General features: G+C 59.4%; 29 protein-coding genes. 27 read left to right on the forward strand and 2 right to left on the reverse strand.

Annotated features, from left to right (window positions below; translation table 11 throughout):
- Window positions 1–4: 4 nt before the first annotated feature.
- The 15 genes from C4K27_RS10800 to C4K27_RS10870 all read left to right on the forward strand — a co-directional run bounded on the left by C4K27_RS10800 (window position 5) and on the right by C4K27_RS10870 (window position 11,229).
- A complete protein-coding gene (locus tag C4K27_RS10800) occupies window positions 5–733 on the forward strand; it encodes a hypothetical protein (RefSeq protein WP_053260401.1) in 729 nt (242 codons plus the stop codon).
- Window positions 734–745: 12 nt separating this feature from the next.
- Window positions 746–1,708, forward strand: coding sequence for a major capsid protein (locus C4K27_RS10805; RefSeq protein ID WP_053260402.1), 963 nt, complete (start codon window positions 746–748; stop codon window positions 1,706–1,708).
- A 45-nt stretch (window positions 1,709–1,753) separates the two neighbouring features.
- A complete protein-coding gene (locus tag C4K27_RS10810) occupies window positions 1,754–2,344 on the forward strand; it encodes a hypothetical protein (protein ID WP_053260403.1) in 591 nt (196 codons plus the stop codon).
- A gap of 54 nt (window positions 2,345–2,398) precedes the next feature.
- Window positions 2,399–2,902 (forward strand): DnaT-like ssDNA-binding protein, encoded by a 504-nt coding sequence (locus C4K27_RS10815; RefSeq protein WP_053260404.1) that lies wholly within the window; start codon window positions 2,399–2,401, stop codon window positions 2,900–2,902.
- Window positions 2,903–2,936: 34 nt separating this feature from the next.
- Window positions 2,937–3,113 (forward strand): hypothetical protein, encoded by a 177-nt coding sequence (locus C4K27_RS31200; RefSeq protein WP_155500335.1) that lies wholly within the window; start codon window positions 2,937–2,939, stop codon window positions 3,111–3,113.
- A gap of 55 nt (window positions 3,114–3,168) precedes the next feature.
- Window positions 3,169–3,537: a hypothetical protein gene (locus C4K27_RS10820; RefSeq protein WP_053260405.1), complete on the forward strand. Its 369-nt coding sequence runs from the start codon at window positions 3,169–3,171 to the stop codon at window positions 3,535–3,537.
- A complete protein-coding gene (locus tag C4K27_RS10825; protein ID WP_053260406.1) occupies window positions 3,534–4,130 on the forward strand; it encodes a hypothetical protein in 597 nt (198 codons plus the stop codon). The genes C4K27_RS10820 and C4K27_RS10825 overlap by 4 nt, the downstream gene beginning before the upstream one ends.
- Window positions 4,127–4,543 carry a phage tail terminator-like protein gene (locus tag C4K27_RS10830; protein ID WP_053260407.1) on the forward strand — a complete coding sequence of 139 codons (417 nt, stop codon included), beginning with the start codon at window positions 4,127–4,129 and terminating at the stop codon, window positions 4,541–4,543. Before C4K27_RS10825 ends, C4K27_RS10830 begins: the two co-directional genes overlap by 4 nt.
- Before the next feature lie 398 nt (window positions 4,544–4,941).
- Window positions 4,942–5,589, forward strand: coding sequence for a phage tail protein (locus C4K27_RS10840; protein ID WP_053260408.1), 648 nt, complete (start codon window positions 4,942–4,944; stop codon window positions 5,587–5,589).
- Window positions 5,590–5,598: 9 nt separating this feature from the next.
- Window positions 5,599–5,982 (forward strand): phage tail assembly chaperone, encoded by a 384-nt coding sequence (locus C4K27_RS10845; protein ID WP_053260409.1) that lies wholly within the window; start codon window positions 5,599–5,601, stop codon window positions 5,980–5,982.
- 47 nt (window positions 5,983–6,029) lie between these two features.
- A complete protein-coding gene (locus C4K27_RS10850) occupies window positions 6,030–6,302 on the forward strand; it encodes a DUF1799 domain-containing protein (RefSeq protein ID WP_053260410.1) in 273 nt (90 codons plus the stop codon).
- 27 nt (window positions 6,303–6,329) lie between these two features.
- On the forward strand, window positions 6,330–9,329 hold the full coding sequence (locus C4K27_RS10855) for a phage tail tape measure protein (RefSeq protein WP_053260411.1): 3,000 nt from the start codon (window positions 6,330–6,332) through the stop codon (window positions 9,327–9,329).
- Window positions 9,329–9,667 carry a phage tail protein gene (locus tag C4K27_RS10860; RefSeq protein WP_053260412.1) on the forward strand — a complete coding sequence of 113 codons (339 nt, stop codon included), beginning with the start codon at window positions 9,329–9,331 and terminating at the stop codon, window positions 9,665–9,667. Before C4K27_RS10855 ends, C4K27_RS10860 begins: the two co-directional genes overlap by 1 nt.
- Window positions 9,668–9,676: 9 nt before the next feature.
- A complete protein-coding gene (locus tag C4K27_RS10865; protein WP_053260413.1) occupies window positions 9,677–10,426 on the forward strand; it encodes a phage minor tail protein L in 750 nt (249 codons plus the stop codon).
- Window positions 10,427–10,428: 2 nt separating this feature from the next.
- Entirely contained in the window at window positions 10,429–11,229 is an 801-nt protein-coding gene (locus C4K27_RS10870) for a C40 family peptidase (RefSeq protein WP_053260414.1), read from the forward strand.
- Here C4K27_RS10870 and C4K27_RS31725 read toward each other — a convergent pair.
- Window positions 11,207–11,602: an Imm41 family immunity protein gene (locus C4K27_RS31725; RefSeq protein WP_053260415.1), complete on the reverse strand. Its 396-nt coding sequence runs from the start codon at window positions 11,600–11,602 to the stop codon at window positions 11,207–11,209. The two genes, C4K27_RS10870 and C4K27_RS31725, sit on opposite strands and share 23 nt — an antisense overlap.
- A 70-nt stretch (window positions 11,603–11,672) precedes the next feature.
- Here C4K27_RS31725 and C4K27_RS10880 point away from each other — a divergent pair, with 70 nt between their 5' ends.
- Window positions 11,673–11,939 carry a hypothetical protein gene (locus C4K27_RS10880; protein ID WP_053260416.1) on the forward strand — a complete coding sequence of 89 codons (267 nt, stop codon included), beginning with the start codon at window positions 11,673–11,675 and terminating at the stop codon, window positions 11,937–11,939.
- Here the strand turns inward: C4K27_RS10880 and C4K27_RS10885 are convergent.
- Window positions 11,923–12,153: a hypothetical protein gene (locus C4K27_RS10885; RefSeq protein ID WP_081002246.1), complete on the reverse strand. Its 231-nt coding sequence runs from the start codon at window positions 12,151–12,153 to the stop codon at window positions 11,923–11,925. The two genes, C4K27_RS10880 and C4K27_RS10885, sit on opposite strands and share 17 nt — an antisense overlap.
- Before the next feature lie 150 nt (window positions 12,154–12,303).
- On the opposite strand from C4K27_RS10885, the gene C4K27_RS10890 reads away from it, so the two are divergent.
- The 11 genes from C4K27_RS10890 (at window position 12,304) to C4K27_RS10940 (ending at window position 20,801) form a co-directional block, all read left to right on the forward strand.
- Window positions 12,304–12,600, forward strand: a complete 297-nt coding sequence (locus C4K27_RS10890; RefSeq protein ID WP_053260417.1) for a DUF4236 domain-containing protein — start codon at window positions 12,304–12,306, stop codon at window positions 12,598–12,600.
- Between the two features lie 95 nt (window positions 12,601–12,695).
- Window positions 12,696–12,917 (forward strand): hypothetical protein, encoded by a 222-nt coding sequence (locus C4K27_RS10895; protein WP_125738006.1) that lies wholly within the window; start codon window positions 12,696–12,698, stop codon window positions 12,915–12,917.
- 81 nt (window positions 12,918–12,998) lie between these two features.
- Window positions 12,999–13,325, forward strand: a complete 327-nt coding sequence (locus C4K27_RS10900) for a hypothetical protein (RefSeq protein ID WP_053260418.1) — start codon at window positions 12,999–13,001, stop codon at window positions 13,323–13,325.
- 2 nt (window positions 13,326–13,327) lie between these two features.
- Entirely contained in the window at window positions 13,328–13,663 is a 336-nt protein-coding gene (locus tag C4K27_RS10905) for a hypothetical protein (protein WP_053260419.1), read from the forward strand.
- Between the two features lie 49 nt (window positions 13,664–13,712).
- Window positions 13,713–14,333, forward strand: a complete 621-nt coding sequence (locus C4K27_RS10910) for a tail assembly protein (RefSeq protein ID WP_053260420.1) — start codon at window positions 13,713–13,715, stop codon at window positions 14,331–14,333.
- An 81-nt stretch (window positions 14,334–14,414) separates the two neighbouring features.
- Window positions 14,415–15,431, forward strand: a complete 1,017-nt coding sequence (locus C4K27_RS10915; protein WP_053260609.1) for a P63C domain-containing protein — start codon at window positions 14,415–14,417, stop codon at window positions 15,429–15,431.
- 58 nt (window positions 15,432–15,489) lie between these two features.
- Complete coding sequence (locus C4K27_RS10920) at window positions 15,490–18,762, forward strand: TipJ family phage tail tip protein (protein ID WP_053260421.1); 3,273 nt, start codon at window positions 15,490–15,492, stop codon at window positions 18,760–18,762.
- 38 nt (window positions 18,763–18,800) lie between these two features.
- Complete coding sequence (locus tag C4K27_RS10925; RefSeq protein ID WP_242627813.1) at window positions 18,801–19,058, forward strand: hypothetical protein; 258 nt, start codon at window positions 18,801–18,803, stop codon at window positions 19,056–19,058.
- Between the two features lie 8 nt (window positions 19,059–19,066).
- Window positions 19,067–19,792, forward strand: coding sequence for a hypothetical protein (locus C4K27_RS10930; RefSeq protein ID WP_053260423.1), 726 nt, complete (start codon window positions 19,067–19,069; stop codon window positions 19,790–19,792).
- A 56-nt stretch (window positions 19,793–19,848) separates the two neighbouring features.
- On the forward strand, window positions 19,849–20,409 hold the full coding sequence (locus tag C4K27_RS31365) for a hypothetical protein (RefSeq protein ID WP_081002247.1): 561 nt from the start codon (window positions 19,849–19,851) through the stop codon (window positions 20,407–20,409).
- On the forward strand, window positions 20,406–20,801 hold the full coding sequence (locus tag C4K27_RS10940) for a tail fiber assembly protein (RefSeq protein WP_053260425.1): 396 nt from the start codon (window positions 20,406–20,408) through the stop codon (window positions 20,799–20,801). Before C4K27_RS31365 ends, C4K27_RS10940 begins: the two co-directional genes overlap by 4 nt.
- Window positions 20,802–20,855: the final 54 nt, after the last annotated feature.

The following is a 20,855-nucleotide window of genomic DNA, read 5'->3' on the forward strand; positions in this document are numbered from 1 at the left end:
CAACGTGGCAGAAGAAAACGAAATCGACCTGGAAAACCCGGCAATCAAGGCCGCTATCGCGACTGCCGTTGAAGCATCCGTTTCCGGGCTGAAAACCAAGAACACCGAACTGCTGGGCAAGCTGAAGGACGCCTCCGGCAAGCTCAGCCAGTTCGAGACCCAGTTTGAAGGCATCGATATCGACGCCGTCAAAGGCTTGCTCAGCCGGGCTGGCCAAGACGAAGAGACCAAGCTGCTGACTGAGGGTAAGGTGGATGAGGTCTTCAATCGACGTACCGAGCGCCTGCGAGGCGACTACGACAAACAGTTGAAGACTGTCACTGCGCGGGCCGAGAAAGCCGAAGCGTTCGCCGCCAAGTTCCAGGGCAAGGTCCTGGGTGATTCGGTGCGCGGCGCAGCACTGAAAGCCGGAGCACTGCCGGAAGCAACCGACGACATCATCCTGCGCGCCAAAGGCGTGTTCTCGTTGAACGAAGAGGGCGAAGCGGTAGCCGTGGATGAGTCCGGTCAGGTCATCCTCGGCAAAGACGGCAAGACCCCTCTGACACCGCTCGAGTGGGCGGAATCTCTGCGCGAAAGCGCGCCTCACCTGTGGCCAAGGGCTTCAGGCACACAAGCCCCGGGCGGGGGTAGCGGCCAGGCTGCATTCAAGCGCTCCGAAATGACTGCCGAGCAGAAGCGCGACTACCAGCGCAAGCACGGCCAAACCGCATTCCTGCAATTGCCCAAGTAAGGGGATTCACCCATGGCAACGACTGTTAATAGCGACCTGATCATCTACAACGATGAGGCGCAAACCGCATACCTGGAGCGTGTCCAGGACAACCTCGATGTGTTCAACGCATCGTCCAATGGTGCGATCGTGCTCGACAACGAGCTGATTGAAGGCGATTTCCGCAAGCGTGCCTTCTACAAGGTTGGTGGCTCGCTGGAGCATCGCGATGTCAACTCCACCGGTAAGGTGACCGCGAAGAAGATCGGCGCCGGCGAGGCTGTTGGCGTCAAGGCTCCATGGAAGTACGGCCCATACCAGACCACCGAAGAGGTGTTCAAGCGCCGCGGTCGTCCGGTAGATGAGTTCTCCCAGATCATCGGCGCCGACGTTGCTGATGCCACTCTGGAAGGCTTCATTCAGTACGCCACCGCGGCGCTGCGTGCGGCCATCGGCTCCAACGCCGGCATGGTGGTCACTGCCAACATCGAAACCGATGGCAAGAAAACTCTGACCCGTGGCATGCGCAAGTTCGGTGATAAGTTCGGCCGTATCGCCCTGTGGGTCATGCACTCCAGCGCCTACTTCGACATTGTCGACGAGGCCATCACCAACAAGATCTACGAGGAAGCCGGTGTCGTCATCTATGGCGGCCTGCCAGGCACCCTCGGCAAACCGGTGCTGGTGACCGACACCGCGCCGGCCGACGTGATCTTTGGTCTGCTACCCAATGCGGTGGTGATCACCGAGTCCCAGGCCCCGGGCTTCCGCTCCTACACCGTCGACGATGAGGAGAACCTGGCTATCGGTTACCGCGCCGAAGGTACCGTCAACATCGACGTGCTGGGCTACAGCTGGAAGGACGCGGTCGGTGGCTCGAACCCAACGCTGGCTGCGGTCGGCTCGGCGGCCAACTGGATCAAGCATGCCGGCAGCGACAAGGTCACTGCCGGCGTGATGATCACCCTGACCACCACGCCACCAGCCGGCGGCTGATACTGGCCCTGACAGCGGCCAGCGATGGCCGCTATGGAGACTTTTATGGAACTGGTTTATTCCACTCAGAATTCGGACTTCGACCCGGAAAAGCGGTACCGCAATCCAGCTCACTTTGATCGACCGGAGGCTGGTGTGACCCATGCGGTCGTGATTGGCGACTGGCCGAAGGTGGTCGGCGCCTATGAGGCGCTGGGCGTCGAAGTCTCGGTGTTAAAGCCTTTGATCAGCCAGCCGGTTGATTCGGGCGGAGCCGACATCATTGCCGGTCTGGAACAGGAAAACGATAACCTCCGTACTGAGCACGCCGGAATCCTGCGATTGATCGAAGCTGTTGAAGGCGAGTCGACCCTGGAGCGCCCCGGTGATGGCGAGCTGCCGATCCGGTTGTTCGACGCGCTGAAAGCCATTCACGAAGGTGTCGCCACCCTCACGGGCGAACGTGACACCCTGGTGGGCGAGGTTGAATCGCTCCGCTCTGAAGTCGCACGCCTCAAGGCGGCTGCGGAGCCAGTCGACAATGCCGAGAAGATCGCAAGCCTCAAAGCTCAACTCGACGCCGCCAACGTGCAATATCGGGCGAATGCGTCGGTAGAATCGCTGGAAAAGGCGGTTGCTGATCTGCAAAAGGCCTAATAACTCGGGTGCGCGTTCACCGGCACCCGAATCAACCACACAGCGAGCGGATTCATGACTCTCATCATTGAGGACGGTACCGGCAAGCCTGACGCCGAAAGCTACGCCTCCACCGAGGACCTGGCTATGTACGCCGTGAAGTTCGGTGTGACCATCCCCGGGGAAGTTCCAGCACAGGAAGCGCTGCTTCGCCGGGCTGCCTTAGCGATGGATGGCATGACCTGGAAGGGGCGCAAGACCAGTAGCGAGCAGGCTCTGGCCTGGCCGCGCCGGGAAGTGCTTCTAGATCAGGAGATCAAGCCCAACAACTACCTGCCAGCGCGTATCCAGTACGGCCAGATGGCCCTGGCTGCCGAGATCCACACCGACGACATCGACCCGATCGAAAAGCGCAAAGGTGCAGTTACCCGGGAACGGGTTGAAGGTGCAGTTGATCGCGAGTACGCGACGATCCCGAACACGAGCGGCCGCCTGTTGCCGGCGGCGCCGAATCGGCCGAGTGCAACGCAGTTTGCCGACTACCTGTTAAAGCGTGGGTTGTTTGCTGTGCGCGCATAATGTCAAATGGCCGCTCAACGAAAAGGAGTTTCAAATGAGCAAGGTTTTGAAAGGTCAACAAGAGGTTTGGGTGCAATTTGCGGCAGCAGCACTAAGTGGCTACTTGGCTACTGCAAAATGGGATGATACGGCTGCTAAGAAGGCAGCTCAGCAGGCAGATGAGCTACTAAAAGAGTTCGAAGCTCGTGTAAAAAATGCTAACGGAAAATAATAGCTAGCTTAGACAGCCCAGCTATCGCGCTGGGCTTTTCACATCTGGAGCCCTCATGGCCTTCTACGACGAAATGGCCGTGATGGCTCTGGAGATGATCACAGAGTTCGGCCAGCCTGTGCTGATCCGCGACATCAAGCCCGGCGAGTACGACCCGGGCACTGGAACGGCAGGTCCTGATACCGTTACCGAGCAAACCGCCCAAGGCATCCTGCTCGACTTCAGCGGTCAGGAGTTCCAGGCCAATAGCCTGATCAAGGTCGGCGACAAGAAGCTCAAGATCGCTGCCCGCGGGCTTGAGTGGGCGCCAGGCCTGCTGAACAAGGTCGTTGTCCAGGGGCGCACCTGGTCAATTGTCCCGCCGCTGAAAGAGATCAACCCGGCCGGCACACCCATTCTGTACGAGCTGCAGGTGAGATCGTGAGTCGGGCAGGGGCCGGACAGTCCGGCAGCTTCGCCCTCAGCCTTGCCGAGTTTGCAGCCCAGGCCACGGAAGCCATCGATGCCAGCCTGCGCGAGATCATCATCGAGGTCGGTAGTAGCCTGATCCGCATGTCACCCGTCGGCAACCCGGAGATCTGGGCGCAGAACGCTGTGGCCCAGCAGTACAACAAAGCCGTGGACGATCACAACAGCGACTTGCGCAATGACCCGGCCAATCTCACGAAGGCCGGCCGGCTCAAGCCAGGGCGCAAGCTGAACGACGGCATGGACATCGTTGCGCCTGAGGGCTATGTCGGGGGCCGGTTCCGGGCGAATTGGCACCTCTCGATAGATGTGGTCGAGAACGTCACTTTTGATGAGGTTGACCCGGGCGGGCAGGAGACGATCACAGCGTTGGTTTCGGCGGTCAGCGATTTCACTGCCGGACAGGTTGCCTACCTCATCAACAACTTGCCATACGCCATCCCGCTCGAGTTCGGGCATTCGACCCAGGCCCCCGGGGGCATGGTCCGTGTCACTGTCGCTCGCTTCCAGCAGATCGTGCAGGAAGCCATCAGGAACAATCAGGTATGAGCCACAACGTGATTGCCTCGATCTACGAGGCCAGGGTCATCGGATGGGCAAAGGCTTTGCCGTCACCGCTGAAGGTGGTCGTCGAGAATGAGGCATACAAGCCGGGAGACGGTGAAACGTACCTCAAGGCGTTCACGCTGCCGGGCGACACCGTGACCAACACGCTCGCCGGAGATCATAAGCTGTTCACCGGCGTGTTTCAGGTCAGCATCGTGACGCCTGCAGGCAAGTACCGCGGCGTAGCCGGTACACTGGCTGATCAGATCGCAGCATTGTTTCCGCTGTACGAGCGCATCACAAAAGGCGCGCTAACCGTCGTGACCATGTCGCCAGTCGACCAGGGCCCCGGCATTCCTGATGACACAACCTACATCGTACCGGTCTCATTTGTGTACCGGGCTGACACCGACTGAGCGGCATCGCGTTAGAATCGCACCATGTGAATGCAGTGATCAGGGCTACTCCATGGATGATGCAACAAAGGCGCGCTTACAGTGGTTGGATGAATCAGCCGACGATCACGGTTGGAACAATCGTGAGGAAATCAACGCGAGCGACAGATGCATCTGCAGCGCTTGCGGCCAATGGTCAGAGCCGGCTCAAATCACGAAGTGGTACGACGAGAAGCATGCCTGTTGTCCGCACTGCGGGCTGACCGGTGTTGTCGTTGGCTCCAAGTCGGGGCTACCGCTTGCGGAGTACGAGAGCTGCCGATTTCCTGAGTAGCGCACCATCCAAATAATTCGCCCGTTGGGCAAACCCAGAACCCGCCATTGAGCGGGTTTTGTCATTTCTGCAAAGAGGAAAAACCATGAGCGTCAGGATTCCCAACGGAACGACCTTCGAAATTGCGGGCACCATGAGCGCCCCAAAGGCATTTACTGCGATCACCAATGCAAAGCCCGCAGTTCTTACCGCCGCCGCGCACGGATTGGCCAATGGCGATGTGATCGTCATTGAATCTGCCTGGGCCAAGTTGAATGGTCGTCCGGCGCGAGTTATCGACTCCGACGTAGGCGATTTCGCCGCGGAAGGCGTGGACACTACCAGCACCAAGAACTATCCAGCTGGGTCGGGAGCAGGTACGGTCCGTGCTGCCTCTAGCTGGACGCAGATCTCCCAGATCACCGAACCGGCAGCTAACGGCGGGGATCAGCAGTTCCTCACCTACGGATTCCTGGAAGACGACGATGATCGTCAAATGCCCACCACCAAGTCCGCCAGCAGCATGACTCTTCCTGTGGCCGACGATCCGGAGAAGGCGTATGTCGCCATCGTCGAGGCGGCGGACGAAGACAAAGAGCCGCGCCTGGTCCGAGCCAATCTGCCCAGCGGGGCAACGATCTACTACTACGCCTACGTGTCGATCACCGCGACCCCAACGCTCAGCCGCAACAACATCATGACGCGGACCATCACACTGTCGTTCGCCTCCCGCCCAACTCGCTACAACTCGTAAGGGGGACTCATGGCAAAGTTCTCTATCGCACCAAAGCCTACGTTCACCATCGATGTCGCCATCCCCCAGGTTGGCGATAAGCCGGTGATGGTTCCGTTCACGTTCAAATATCGTGACCGCACCGCTTTGGCTGAGCTGTTCGACTCCTGGAAAGAGCGAGCCGAGGCCATTGGCGAGCGCTTCAAGGGTGTAGAGCCGACACTCTCCGAGATTACCGCGGCAGAGGTGGAGCAAGGCGTCGAACAGATCAAGGACCTGGTGGTTGGATGGGGGTTTGGCGACAAGTTCAACGACGAGTCCGTCACCGCATTGGTGAAGAGCTGCGTTGGTGTTTCTGACGCCGTTGTGAAGGCTTACAGCGACGCCTTCGGGAAAGCCCGCCTGGGAAACTGATCGCCGCCGCGCGTGCGCTCTATGAGTCGAGCAGTTCCGCCAAGCAGATGGCAATGTTCGGCTTCTCCCCTGAGGATTACGACGAAACCATTGAGGTCTGGCCAGATAACTGGCCGGCCTTCTTAGTCATGGAGTCAATGGGGACTCAATGGCGCGTAGGTGCCGGCGGCGCTATTGGGCTGGACTACGGAGTGCTGCCCAGTGTCATGCGGCTCACTGGGATCCCTGCCAAGGAAAGATCCACCATTTTCCAAGACATTCGTGTCATGGAGGCCGAAGCCCTCGCCGTAATGGCTGAGGCCAGAGAAACCAGCCCGTGACCATGGGCAACTATTCAAGGTGAGTCGATGAACATCGCTGAACTGGGGATCCGCGTCGACTCCGCTGATGCTGCTCGGGCTGCAACCGACCTCGACAAGATGACGAAGGCCGGTACCCGGGCCGAGCAGTCTGCTGTCGGCCTGATGAACGAGATGCAGGCGCTGGAGAAGTCGCTGTCATCTGGCGCCAAGTCCACCCAGGAACTGGCTAAGCAGCGTGATGCCCTGGCCAGGCTGACCAAGACCGGTGCCTATGGCGAAGCTGAGTTCGCGAAGATCACCGCGCAGCTCGACAAGCAGCAGGCCGCGCTGGTCAAGTCCACTCTGGACGAGCAGAAGGCTCTCAATAGCCTGCTAGGCGCTATTGATCCTGCTAGGGCCGCAGTAGGCAAGCTTGATAAGCAGATCGAGGACCTGGGTAAGCACCTGGATGCCGGCCGTATCAGCCAGGAGCAATACAACTCCGCGCTGAGCAAGATCGACAAGGACTACGCCAAGCTCGAGAAGACTGCTTCCGGCTTCGACAAGCTGCGCCTCGGCACCCGCCAGGCCCAGGAAAACGTCGTGCAGCTTGGTAACGCACTGTCGTCTGGTGACTGGGGCAGTGGTGTGCGCGCCGTGGCTCAGTTGGGCGCTGGTGCTGGCGCATCGGCAGCGGGGTTGCTGGCCATTCTGGCGCCTATCGCGTTGGCCACTGCCGCAGTCGCTGCTCTTGGCGTCGCCTACTACAAGGGCACCAAGGAGCAGGACGAGTACAACAAATCCCTGGTACTGACCGGCAACTTCGCCGGCGTGAGCGCTGGGCAGCTTGGTGATATGGCGCGCCAGGTCGGCGCAACTGTCGGCACCACCGGGCAGGCTGCTGAGGTTCTGGCGCTGCTGGCGGGAAATGGCAAGATCGCCGGCGAGAGCTTCCTGGGTATCACCCAGGCTGCTGTGTCGATGCAGGAGGCTACCGGCAAGGCGGTCAAGGAGACGGTCGCCGAGTTCTTGAAGATCGCCGACGAACCGGTAAAGGCCTCGGCAGCGCTCAACGAGCAGTACCACTACCTGACCGCCTCGGTTTATTCGCAGATCGCCGCGCTTGAAGAGCAGGGTGATCATGCTGGTGCGGTAAAGCTGGCGACCGAGCAATACGCCGACGCGATCAACGAGCGCACGCCGCGGATCCTCGAAAACCTGAGCTTCTGGGAGAAGGGCTACAACGCAGTAGCGCGGGCAGCGGACAACCTGAAAAACCTGGGACGTCCCGATATCGACGCTGACATCGAGCAGGCTCGGCGTAACCTCGAGCGGGCCCAGTCGGGAAATGTTGGCGCATTCCAGAACCAGAAGGAGATGGTCGAGCTCTACAGCAACCAGCTCAACATGCTGGAGGATCAGAAGGCTGCGGCGACGGACATTGCCAAGTGGGAAAGGGAGCAGGCAAAAGCCCAGCAGGACGCTGTCACCGCAATGGGCAAGGTCGATGCGCTGACCAAGTCCTCTTGGACGAACGAGCAGAAGCGCGCCGATGCTCTGAAGGAGTACAAGCGGCAACTCGACGATATCCGCAAAGTCAGCCCCAACGATGCACGCCTGAATCAGGCGGTGGTCGACAAGAACATCGCGAATATCAACGACAAGTTCAAGGACTCGAAAGCACCCGCGGGCGCCGTCGACCTGACCAGCTTCAACGACTCGAAAAACGCGCTCACCGGCATCCTGTCCGAGTACAAAAACGCCCAGAAGGAACTGGACGCGGCGCAGAAGGCCGGCCTGGTCTCCCAGGCGGATTACCTACTCAAACGTCAGGCCATGATCGGCAACGAGCGCGACGAGGTCACCGCGGCTTACGAGGCGGAGATCTCGGCACTCGAAGCGACCAAGGGCAAGGCCGGCACCTCGGCGGCTCAGCGCATCCAGCTGGACCAGAAGATTGCCGATGCCCGTGCCTCCATGGTCAAGGCGCAGAAGGATGCCGACTCGGAACTGGCTGTGCTTGCCTCGAACGAGGAGGGCAGGCTCAAGAAGCAGGCCCTGGCTGTCAGCACCTATACCGGGGCCTTGCAGCAGCAAGTCGACACTTTGCGCCGGCAGGGGCAGCGTGCGGCCGCCGGCCTTGGGCAGGGGGACCGGCAGCGCGGGCTGACCGACCAGCAAAACGGCATCGACGACCGCATCAACCAGCAGCGCCTGACCTTGGCCGACCAGTATGGCGACGGCTCGCGTGGCATGAGTCTCGACGAGTACAACCAGAAGCTGGCGGCCCTGGACAAGACTCAACGGGACCTGCAGGAAACGGCAATCGCCAACTACGACGAGATGACCGCTGCCCAGGGCAGCTGGAGCGCCGGCGCCTCGTCGGCGTGGCAGAACTACCTGGAGTCGGCGCGCGATATTGCTGGCCAGACGAAAAGCTTGTTCACCAACGCCTTCAGCTCCATGGAGGACGCAGTCGTCAACTTCGCCATGACCGGGAAGTTCTCGTTCTCCGACTTCACCAAGTCGGTGCTGGCGGACATGGCACGGATTGCCACGCGCCAGGCCAGCTCAGCGTTGCTGGGCAGTTTGGTGGGCGCAGCAACCAGCTATTTCACTGGTAGTGGTAGCGGTACTGGGGCGGCCTCGGCTGGTAGTACACAGGCTGGTTATACCGGGGTCGATTTCTCTGGATATCGAGCCGCTGGCGGTCCTGTTGCGCCCAACTCTCTGTACGAGGTCAATGAGCTGGGGCCGGAGTTGTACAACGAGGGTGGTCGGTCGTTCCTGATGACCGGGGCAAATGGAGGCAGCGTTACGCCCCTGAGCAGTGGCGGCGGGCCTGCTCTGGCAGCGATGTCTGGAGGCGGAGGTGGTAACACCTACAACTTCCCGGTAGCCGTCTCGGTGCAAACATCGGGCGCGGGTGAGGGAGCCACCCAGGAGGACACGACGCAGCTGGGCAAAGGCATTCAGCAGGCCGCCAAAACTGAGGCTGAAACGGCAATCGCCAGAGGGCTGCAGCCAGGTGGTTCGATTTGGCGCGTGATAAATGGGAGGGGGTAATGGCGATTGAAACGTTCACCTGGCCAACGCAGAACGGGGACGCACCCGAGATCACCTATCGGGTGCGAACCGCGCAGTTCGGTGACGGCTACAAGCAAACAGCCGGCGACGGACCGAACAACAAGGAAGACTCCTACCCGGTCACCTACACCGGTTCGAAGGCCCGGGTGCTTGAGATCATGGCCTTCTACGATCGGCACGCCGGCGCGAAAGCCTTTCTCTGGACGACCCCGCTCGGTGAGCTGGGCCTGTTCACCTGCGTCAATCCCGTTCCCACTCCTGTCGGGGGCGGGGTCTTCAAGGTCACGGCCACGTTCAACCGGGCCTTTCATCCATAAGGGGCAATCATGCCGCTGATCAGTGATATCCAGGCTCTTGAGCCTGGCAGTGAAGTGCTGCTCTTCGAACTGGACGGATCGGACTACGGGGCGGATGTGCTGCGCTTCCACGGGCATGCGATCCCACACTCGCCCGAGGAGCTGCTGGCAGCAGGGCCAAACGCCGACCAACTGCCGGCAAAATCCATCTGGTGGCAGGGCAACGAGTACGGCGCCTGGCCCATGCAGATCGACGGCATCGAAGCCAACGGCGACGGTACCGCGGTACGCCCCACGCTTTCGGTCGGCAACGTCAACGGGCGCATCACCGCGCTCTGCCTGGCGTTCGCGGACCTGCTCGAGTTCAAGCTGACCATGCGGCACACGCTGGGCAGCTACCTGGACGCGCAGAACTTCCCGAGCGGCAACCCAACGGCCGACCCCACCCAGGAGACGATCGAGGTCTGGTACATCGATCAGAAGACCAATGAGGACGGGGAAACAGTCAGCTGGGAGCTGGCCAGTCCGGGCGACGTTGGCGGAGAGTCCATCGGCCGGCAGGCAACGACACTGTGCCACTGGGCGCTGACGGGGGGCTATAGAGGTCCCAACTGTCAGTACACCGGCCCTTATTTCGACATAGAGGGCAATCCTACGGATGACCCTGAAAAGGATCAGTGCAATGCGCTGCTCACGACCGGGTGCGAGTGTCGGTTTGGGAAGGGAAATCCTCTCAGCCACGGTGGCTTCCCTGCTGTTTCTCTGATCGCCCGGAGCTGACCATGCGCAAACACATCCTGAGCGCTATCCAGGCGCACGCGGCGGCCGAGTACCCGAAAGAGTGCTGCGGCCTGCTGCTGGCCGTCGGGCGCAAGCAGCAGTACTTCCCGTGCCGCAACATCTCCACCGAGCCAAACGAGGAGTTCCGGCTGGATCCGGAGGACTACGCGGCGGCCGAGGACCAGGGCGAGGTGATCGGCATCGTGCATTCGCACCCAGACGCCACCAGCCGGCCGTCGCCGCGCGACCTGGCCATGTGCGAAGCCACAGCGCTGCCCTGGCACATCCTGAGCTGGCCTGAAGGGGATCTGCGCACCATCGCGCCGGCGGGCAGCACGCCGCTGCTCAAGCGACCATTCGTTCACGGCGCCTGGGACTGCTGGCAGGTCTGCGCGGACTGGTACAAGCGAGAGTGGGGGTTGGAGTTCGAAGCCTTCCAGCGCGCTGATGGCTGGTGGGAAGACCCGGCCGGGCCGAGCCTCTACGAGCAGGCCTATGAAGCGGCGGGATTCGTGCAGGTCGACAAGCCGCAGCGCGGCGACATGGTCGTCATGTCCGTGGGGCGCACGGCGCACCCGAACCACGCGGGGATTTACCTCGGCCCGGATCCGCAGTTGCCAGGGGAGGCTGCCGAGGTGTTCGGTCCTGGGCCTTTCCTGTTGCACCACCTGTATGGCCGGCCAAGCGAAATCATCGTTTTCGGCGGGCCTTGGGCTCAGCGCACGCGCCTGATCCTCAGGCACAAAGATGCACCCGAATCATCTGATGCAAAAAAAGCGCTTAAGAATATTTATGGAGGGTGAGCAACAGTGGATTCTCTTCTTCAAAAAACTTTTGCTCAGGCATATTTCTGGAGAAAAAACCCTCAAATACCATCTGGAATCTCTCCCTGCAATCGTATAGCTGCGCTCTCTTGAGGTTTCGAATTTTGAAAAAGTCATTACGATCAAGGTGACATCCGAATGAGAGAAAGCAGTGGCTAAAAATTCGAAACACCTGCCACGAGAGATCTTCAGAAATAGCCTCATCCTTCGCTAACTGGTACAGAGCCCACTCCAGGAGCCAATACTCATCTTGCGCCCAAAGAGCGTGCTCGTGCAGCTTTCCGAGGAATGAGTTGTCATCGTAGTTATCGCATCGCGGGAAGTTTCTTTCGATTACAAATCGAGGGTCCATCAACGTGGTTCCTTATGTCTGTGCGGCAGACAGTTTTTTCAGTTCAGCCAAATTGAGCTAGGAGGGCGATATGCAAATAAGCCAGCGTTACATTCTGACCATTCATGACCTCTTCACCATGCCCGGCGGCGTTCTCTGCGGCGCCGACGCCGAGGTCGCAATTTTGGATGGCGGCATTGAGATCGACCGTATGAAGTTCTCGGGTAAAGTCGGGCCAGGTGGGTCGGGTTACCACCGGAGCTTCACTGGCAAGCCCGGCTTGATCGCCAAACTTGTGATTGGCCCATGCCGCATCCAACTAACCGAGGAAAGCCTTCCCGCTACTTCGGAGGCTTAGATCCGCCAATGAACTCGTCCGTGCCAAGACGGTGAGTGCCATAGTCAACGAAGTAGTCAGGGCCCAGGCGTAATGCTTCAGCATCAGCTACGTCTTTGGACGCATAGATGTCGATGAATTCCCATGAAGATCTTCGGCGCAAACCCCAGCCAAGTACCCACCCATTGTTGTCGGGATCAGCGGGAAGGTTTTTCGCGAGGCTTCTGATAGACATGACCGCTCCTTGGTTCTGAGAGAGGCGAAACGTTACTGCTAACCTTGAGACGGGCGCTACTGGCTTTCCATCCACGCTGGATGCGCGGACAGCTTGGCGCCGAGACGAATGGGGCTATGATGGCGTTTTGCACTCTCAGGGATTAGAGCCATGGCATTTCGCATCCGGAAGAGCTTCAAAGTCGCCCCAGGCATTCGCCTTAATGTCAGCAAAAGCGGTCTCAGTACGTCTATCGGGGGAAAAGGCACGACAGTGAACCTGAGCAAGCGCGGCACGAAGGTCACGAGCAGCATTCCAGGAACAGGAATTTCTACGTCGAAGCTTTATGGCAACGGCAAGGCGCCCAAGATCAGCCACAGCGCGCCGACAGCAAGGCCAGGCTTCGGCTCCTACTTGCTCGCTTTCTTGATTATCGCCGGAGTGCTTTGGGCAATCTTTCACAAGTGACCCGTGCGTCGAGGGGACAGCCCAGCCCCCGCTGGGCTTTTTCGTTTCTGGCTACCCGGTGCTACATTGCCCGCATTTCCACAGGAGTGACCTGCATGAAATTGATTGTAGGAGCGTTAGCGGTAGCGCTACTGGCGGGGTGCTCCCCCAAGAGGCAACCACTTGATAATCGTGATCCCTGCTTAGATTTCGGCCCCCCTGAAAGCTCAGGTTTTAAAGCTTGCTTAGACCGTCGAGCCCAGGCTCTGAAAGACCTACTTGAGGGCACTGGTAAAAAACAGTATCAAATAGTTTTCGATGAGAAGGTCGATCCCTAACTCGAAACCAAAAGCGCACCTGGAATTGGTATTGGAGCAGTAGCGCTGCGTGCTTCAGCCGATCTGCAATCGGAGTCGTAAATGGAGCTGTCTCGCTTAAACGAACTCTTTTTCGAACACAATTGCGTAGCTTCGATGCGGCTCGAAATGGTGGATTTCAAATACAACCTCACGCTGACTATGTCTTCCTCGGAAGATCCAGAAACAGAGGGTGTGACGGCTGTTTTTCATGACGTTAGCGCACTGAGCCTAAGCGGCTTCGGTGGCGGACTAACCCAATTCATGGACCTCGTCGTGACTCGCATCGACGATGGTCTGGATAGAATTCGGTACGAGCTGAGGGATATTGAGAACGAAAAAATCTCGTTCTATTTCTTCACCCTCACCGTACGAGAGCACAAGGAGTAAATATGCGGATTGTGATAGGAGCGTTGGCTGTTGCGCTACTGGCGGGGTGTTCGACTTCAGGCCTGGAGCAAGACAAGCCAGTTTTTTCGAGCCAATCAAAAAAAACACCGCAACAGTTTGCTCGGTGTCTTGCGCCTAAGTGGCAAGAGTTCAACCCGTCAACCAGCTCCATTGAGACTGAGGCTGGGTACAAGATTGCTGCTTCAGCCACTTTCTCTGGCGTTGTTGCATTGGCGGTTGTTGAACAGGTGAACACCGGCTCTAAGGTTCGTGTCTTCCTCCCGATGGATTGGGCAGGAACAAGTGGCTGGAAGGATACAGCTAAAGCGTGCATCTAAATAAATTGAACATGGCCGCCTTCGGGCGGTTTTTTTATGGAAGCATGAAATGTCAAATACGGCAGCGCATTACGCGCCTCGGACAGAAATCAAATTACTTGGGCGTATGTGGCGTGGTCTTGAGAAGGTCCATTACCGCACTCTAGACAATGGCACCGCAGTTGAAGTGTTCAAGGCCTTGGAGGTCACTGTTTCTGGCTTCAAGGAGGAGGTGGTTAGGCTTTCTAATCTCGGAATGCGATTTGCCATCTTTCGTAACGGCAAGAACGTTGGAGAAAAAGAGTTCAGCCTAAGTGGTACGAGGGAGCTGAAGATAGTTCCGGTTATTACAGGCAGCAAGCGCGCAGGACTTCTGCAAACTATTGTTGGCGCCGTGATGATTGTCGCTGGCGTAGTGATCAGCGGGATGTCTTTTGGCGCAGCATCCCCAATTGGCGGGGCGTTGATCGCCGGCGGTATAGGAACAGTCGCCGGTGGCGTGATCCAGATGCTCAGCCCGCAACAGGGAGGCTTATCGCAGAGCGCATCCCCCGAAAACCTGCCCTCATACGCCTTCGGCAGCGCCAAGAACACAACCGCCAGCGGCAACCCTGTCCCGATCTGCATAGGTGAGCGCCGGTGGGGCGGGATGATCATTTCTGCATCGATCTACGCGGAGGATAAAGTGTGAGCTTGGCATGCTTGCAAAATGGCTTTGACATGCTTGCATTGATGATTTTTAATGCAAGCATATCAATCAGAGGATGCAAGCATGTTGGAGCCAAAGGGGAAAGCCGCAGGTGGCGCAGCTCGAGCAAAAGCTTTATCGCCGAGCGAACGCTCTGAAATTGCCAAGAAAGCTGCAGAGGCCCGCTGGGGTTCCCCAAAGGCTCTGTACGTTGGGCAGTTGAGTATCGGCGAGTTAAGTATTGACTGCGCCGTGCTGCCAGATGGGACTCGGGTGCTTTCTCAGCGTGGTGTCGGGCGCGCACTAGGAAGGGGCTACGGCGGTAATGACTTCAGGAAAAAAGAGGACGATTCTGCTGGTGGAAAACTTCCGTTTTTCATGAATCCAAAGGCTCTTTTACCCTTTATTTCCAATGACTTGATGGCGCTGGTGTCTGCCCCTCTTGAGTACCGGCACGGTCAGGGAGGTGGTGTTGCTCATGGCATAAATGCAACCGCACTACCCCAAGTTTGCGAAGTATGGCTGAAGGCCCGGGATGCTGGGGAGTTGTCGGAAACTCAGAAAAAAGTAGCGGCCAAAGCTGAGATCATAATGCGGGGTTTGGCCCATGTAGGTATTACCGCTCTGGTCGATGAGGCTACCGGCTACCAGGAGGTTAGGGACAAGCAGGCCCTTCAAGCAATTCTCGATCAGTTTCTGAGGAAAGAACTGGCTGCATGGGCGAAACGTTTTCCTGACGAGTTCTACAATCAGATGTTTCGGCTCAAAGGATGGCAGCGGAAAGATTTGAGTTCGCCATCAAGGCGGCCCGGAGCAGCCGGGATGTACACCAATGACATTGTTTATGAGCGCCTCGCTCCCGGCATTGTTCAGGAGCTTGAAATGCGAAACCCGAAGGATGCCAAAGGCAATCGCAAGGGCAAGCATCACCAGTTACTCACTGAGGATGTGGGGCATCCGGCATTGGCTCAGCATGTACACGCGCTCATCGCCTTGATGCGCGCATCGACATCTTGGGACCAGTTCATGCTCATGCTGAATACTGCATTCCCCAAGAAAAACGATACGCTTCTGCTGGACCTGCAACCGCAAAAAACATGATCTGATAAAAGTAATCCCGGCCCGCCTAGCGCGGGCTTTTTTATGCCTGGAGGAAAACATGGGCGCAGCAGCACAGATCGACATCCGCGGCGAGAAGGGCGGTAGCAGCAAGCCAAAGTCACCAACCGAAGCCAACGACAGCCTGCGCTCGACCAACCTGGCCAAGATGCTGATTGCCGTGGGCGAGGGCGAGTTCGACAGCGCCCCGACCGACTACGACATCTACCTGGACAACACGCCGATCAAGGATGCGAGCGGGAACATCAACTTCCCGAACGTGAAGTGGGACTGGCGCTCGGGCTCCGTGGATCAGTCGTACATTCCGGGCATTCCGTCGGTCGAGAACGAGACCACGCTGAACGTCGAGCTGCGTAGCGACCCGTGGGTGCGCTCGATCACCAACACCCAGCTGTCGGCCGCGCGCGTTCGGTTCGCCTGGCCGGCCCTGCAGGCTCAGGACGAAGAAGGGATCGGCGGCTACCGCATCGAGTACGCGATTGACGTGGCCACCGATGGCGGCGCCTATCAGCAGGTGCTGCTCGAGGCGGTGGACGGCAAGACCACCACCCGCTACGAGCGGTCCCGTCGTGTAGACCTACCGCCGGCCACCAGTGGCTGGTTGATTCGCGTGCGCCGGCTGACACCCAACCAGAACAGCAACAAGGTCGCCGACACCATGCTGATCGCCGGCCTGACCGAGGTGATCGACGCAAAGCTGCGGTACCCGAACACTGCGCTGCTGTACATCGAGTTTGACGCCGAGCAGTTCACCAACATCCCGGCCGTCACCGTGAAGTGCAAGGCGCGCAAGTGGCAGGTGCCGAGCAACTACGACCCTGTCGCCCGCACCTACACCGGGACCTGGGACGGCACCATGAAGCAGGCCTGGACCAACAACCCGGCCTGGATCACCTACGGGATTTGCACCGAGGACCGCTTCGGCCTGGGCAAGCGCATCAAGCCGTATATGGTCGACAAGTGGGAGCTGTACCGGATCTCGCAGTATTGCGACCAGAACGTGCCAAACGGCCTGGGCGGCCAGGAGCCGCGCTTCCTCTGCGATATGAACCTGCAGGGCAAGGCCGACGCCTGGTCGCTGCTGCGCGATATCGCCGGCATCTACCGAGGCATGACCTATTGGGCCCAGGGCCAGCTGGTGATGCAGGCCGACATGCCACGCGCCCAGGACTACGACTATGTCTTCACCCGGGCCAACGTCGTCGACGGGAAGTTCTCCTACGGCAGTGCCTCGGCCAAGACCCGGTACACCCGCGCCCTGGTCAGCTACGATAACCCGGCGAACAACTACGACACCGACGTCATTCCGTTTGCCGATCTGGAGCTGCAGCGCCGCTTCGGCGATAAGCCCACCGAACTGACGGCCATTGGCTGCACCCGTGCTTCGGAGGCACAGCGCCGCGGTAAGTGGGCGATCCTGAGCAACAACCAGGACCGGACCATCAACTTCAAGACTGGTATGGAAGGTGTGATTCCTCTGCCCGGGCACATCATCCCGGTGGCGGATTCGCTGCTGGCCGGCCGGCAAATTGGCGGCCGGATCTCGGCAGTGGCCGGGCGCGTGGTGACGCTCGACCGCGACACCCAGGCCAAGGCCGGCGATCGCCTGATCATCAACTTGCCGGGCGGACGCGCCGAAGGCCGGACCGTGCAAAGCGTCACCGGGCGCGCTGTCACCGTGACCGCGGCCTACAGTGAGCCACCGCTGCCTCAGTTGCAGTGGGCGCTGGATGCCGACGACCTGGCAATCCCGCTTTACCGGGTGCTGAGCACCAAGCGCACCACCGAGGGCGACTTCGAGATCAGCGCCCTGCAGTACGAACCCGGCAAGTTCGCTTTCATCGACACCGGCGCCCGCCTGGAAGAGCGGCCGATCAGCGTGATCCCGATCACCGTCGTTCCGCCGCCGGCGAGCGTTACCTTGACCTCGAACTATGCGGTTGACCAGGGCATCGCCGTCAGCACCATGAACATTTCGTGGCCCGCGGTGAACGGTGCTGTGGCCTACGACGTGGAATGGCGCAAGGACAGCGGGAACTGGATCAAGGTGCAGCGCACTGGCGCGACCAGCGTCGACGTGACCGGGATCTATGCCGGTGCCTACCTGGCCCGGGTACGGGCGGTGAGCGCCTTCGATATCTCGTCGATCTGGAAAAGCTCGAGCCTGACCCAGCTCAAGGGCAAGGAGGGGGTGCCGCCGTCGGTGTCGTTCCTGACCCCGACGAGCCTGGTCTACGGCATCCGGCTGGACTGGGGCTTCCCTGCGGGCGCAGAGGACACCCAGCGCACCGAGATCTGGTACAGCAAGACCACGTCGCTTGCAGACGCGATCAAGCTGGGCGACTTCGCATACCCGCAGGCCCGGCACGAAATGCAGGGCATCCTGGCGGGTGCCTCGTTTTTCTTCTGGGCGCGCCTGGTCGATCGCACCGGCAACATCGGGCCATGGTACCCGACGGGGATTGGGGTCAACGGCCAGGCCAGTTCTGACCAGAGCGAATACGAGGAGTATTTCTCCGGCCAGATCGGCGAGTCCGCCCTCGGCCAACACCTGGGCGACCGAATCAACCTGATCGATGGACCGGCCGACCTGCCCGGGTCGGTCAACAACCGCATCCAGGTGGTATCGGGTGAGGTATCGGCCATCAGCGAGAAGGTAGACGGCGTGTTTGCCCAAGTGAACCCGCCGATGGCGGGCTCCACCGAGGACCTGGCCGGCTCGACGGAAAGCTTTGTTGGGGTCTGGTCGGTGCAATCGGCAGTGATTGAGGGGGACGTGGCCACCGGCAAGCGAGTCGATACCGTTCAGGTTGAAATGGCGCAAAACAGCGCAGTAGTCCAGCAGGTCAGCCAGGCCCAAGTGGCGCTCGACGGCAAGGCCTCAACCATGTGGTCGGTGAAGATGCAGATCGATTCTGCGGGGCGTTATGTCGCCGCAGGTATTGGGCTGGGCATCGAGAACGGCCCGGCCGGCCTGCAGAGCCAGTTCCTGGTGAGCGCGGATCGCTTCGCCGTGGTGAATGGCATGGGCGGGGGCGCTCTCGCTGTGCCATTTGTTGTCCAGGACGGCCAGGTCTTCATCAACCAGGCGTTTATCAACCAGGCCTTTATCAAGGAGCTCGTACTTGGCATGACGCTCAGGTCGGCAGCACTCAACAGCGAAGGCCTGCCGTTGCTGGAAATCAACATACCGGCAGGGACGCTGACGCTACGTGGCCAGTCAGCGGAAGGTTCTACGCTGCTGAACAACAATGGCATCTTCGTTTACGACCTGAACCATATCGAGCGTGCAGGGCTGGGGAGGCTTTCGTAATGGCGTTTTATGGAGCCAGAACAAGGAGCGCCGCCGGCGTGGAAACGCTCAACACGTCGACCATGGGGATTCGTTCGATCGTGACCAAGAAGGTTACGGTCCCACCGATCACCAGCGACTTCACCAGCTTCATCGATATGCCGGAGATCACCGCGACTTCGTTCGTTTGCGTCACGCTTCAGGACGCTTCTAACAGCTCCTCGGCGCTCCCTGCTGTGTTCTGGTCTACCGGCCAGCTCAGGGTGCGCCGTGGCGCCGGCATAGCCTTGAACGTTTTCATCCTGACTTATCAATAGGGGGAGGCATGGACTACGGATTCAGGTCGCGCAACGGTCTGAACTTCTTTCAGATTGACAGCGTGAACAGGGTTCTCGGGGTCGCTGCCAGTGGCAGCTATGTGATCGGTAAGCCGCCTGGTGCCCCTCTCACCATCACTTCAGCAACCATCACTTACCCAACGCCGATCACCACACCCGATCCGCCCATGGTGTTCTTGAACCCGAACAACCAGGGCATGTATCACACGCTGATGAACATCGGCAGCCCGGGGAGCTGGACGGGGTTCTCGTTCCAACTGCAGCTGATGTCGCCATTCAACAGCTCGGATTGCAGCGGGAAGTGGCTGGTGGCGACGTTCCGTTCTGTTGGCCCACCCAGCGAGTATGACATCAGGCTGAAAAACGCGGCCGGCGAGGTGATTTTTGTCGGGGCCGACAACCTGCTTTCGATGAGAGGGTTTCCTGTCAATGAAGGCTGGTCACTCGATAATCGTGGCGAGCAGGTCGGAGGAGTCTACTGGTCTGGCTGCCAGATGCCGTGGACTGGCGACTATGCGGATTACTTCCTCGCTTCGACCCTGATCGGCGGGAGGATCTACAACGGCAACTCGACGCTTGAAACGCCTTGTGGATTCCATGCCGGTGTGCGCTCAACCCTCAATGGCTACATAGGTGCGATGGTGAGCTCTGAAGGCGGCACTGCAAAGAACGGACGAACCACCTTTGCCGCCAGGCCAATGCGACCCCTGTAATCAGGCACGCATTCAACCAAGCCCTCCGCGCGAGGGCTTTCTTTTGGGAGCAATAAATGGCTAAGCAGGTAATTCAACTCGGGACGCCACCAACTGGCGTAGGCGGTGATACGCCACGAAGCGCCAACATGAAAATCAACGGCAACTTTGATGAGCTGTACGCCGCGCTTGGGGGGAACACGCCCGTAGCAGCTCAGCCGCTCGATGCCACCCTGTCCAGCTTGGCGGGGCAGGGGTTCGTTAAGAAGTTCTCGGACAACAGTCTGCTGGCAACCACAGGTTGGCGTCGAATGCCGGATGGTGGCATCACTCAATGGGGGCTTGTTGCGCTCTCTGCCGTGGGAGCTTTTAACCCGCAGACGATCGGCGGCCAGACCTGGTACACGCACTTCTACATAGTCACGTTGCCGATCAACTACCTGTCAGCCCATCACAACATCGTCGCGAGCCTCAATGGCGCGCCGTCCTACGCCCAGTCTGCGATGACCCCCTTTTTCCTGACCACCGACAAGCGCACAAACAGCACAACGGAGAGCCTAACCGCTTTCACCGTTGCCATCTGCACGCCGGTCACCGGCTGGGTTCCTTATCTCAACTTCCGGAGCTGCGGGAAATGACCATGTTCTATTCGCCCAGTGCTGGCGGTTTCTACGACGATAGTTTCAAGCCTGATGACGCGATCGAACTGGATGACGAGGAGTATGCAGGCCTTGTCGCGGGCCAGCGTGGTAATGGCTTTATCGTCAAGGACGGCGTGGTCGTGGTTGCCGAGCCGCAAGAAGCTCCCGCAAGGACTCCCGGGCAGATCTGTGCCGAGAATGCACTCAAGCGTGATGAGCTCCTTGATGTCGCACGCCTACGCATCGCACCGCTCAAGGATTCGGTAGAGCTTGGCCTTTCGACAGATGAGGATGTCGCGGCATTAACAGCCTGGAGGCAGTACCGAGTTGCTGTAAACCGGGTCGATCTAAGCCTTGATCCGCCAGTCTGGCCGCCGCGGCCAGAGTGATTCGTCCGCAAGCCCGCACCCGCCATTGAGCGGGTATTTTTTTGCCTGGAGAAA

The sequence above is a fragment of the Pseudomonas chlororaphis subsp. chlororaphis genome, assembly GCF_003945765.1.
GTDB lineage: Bacteria > Pseudomonadota > Gammaproteobacteria > Pseudomonadales > Pseudomonadaceae > Aquipseudomonas > Aquipseudomonas chlororaphis.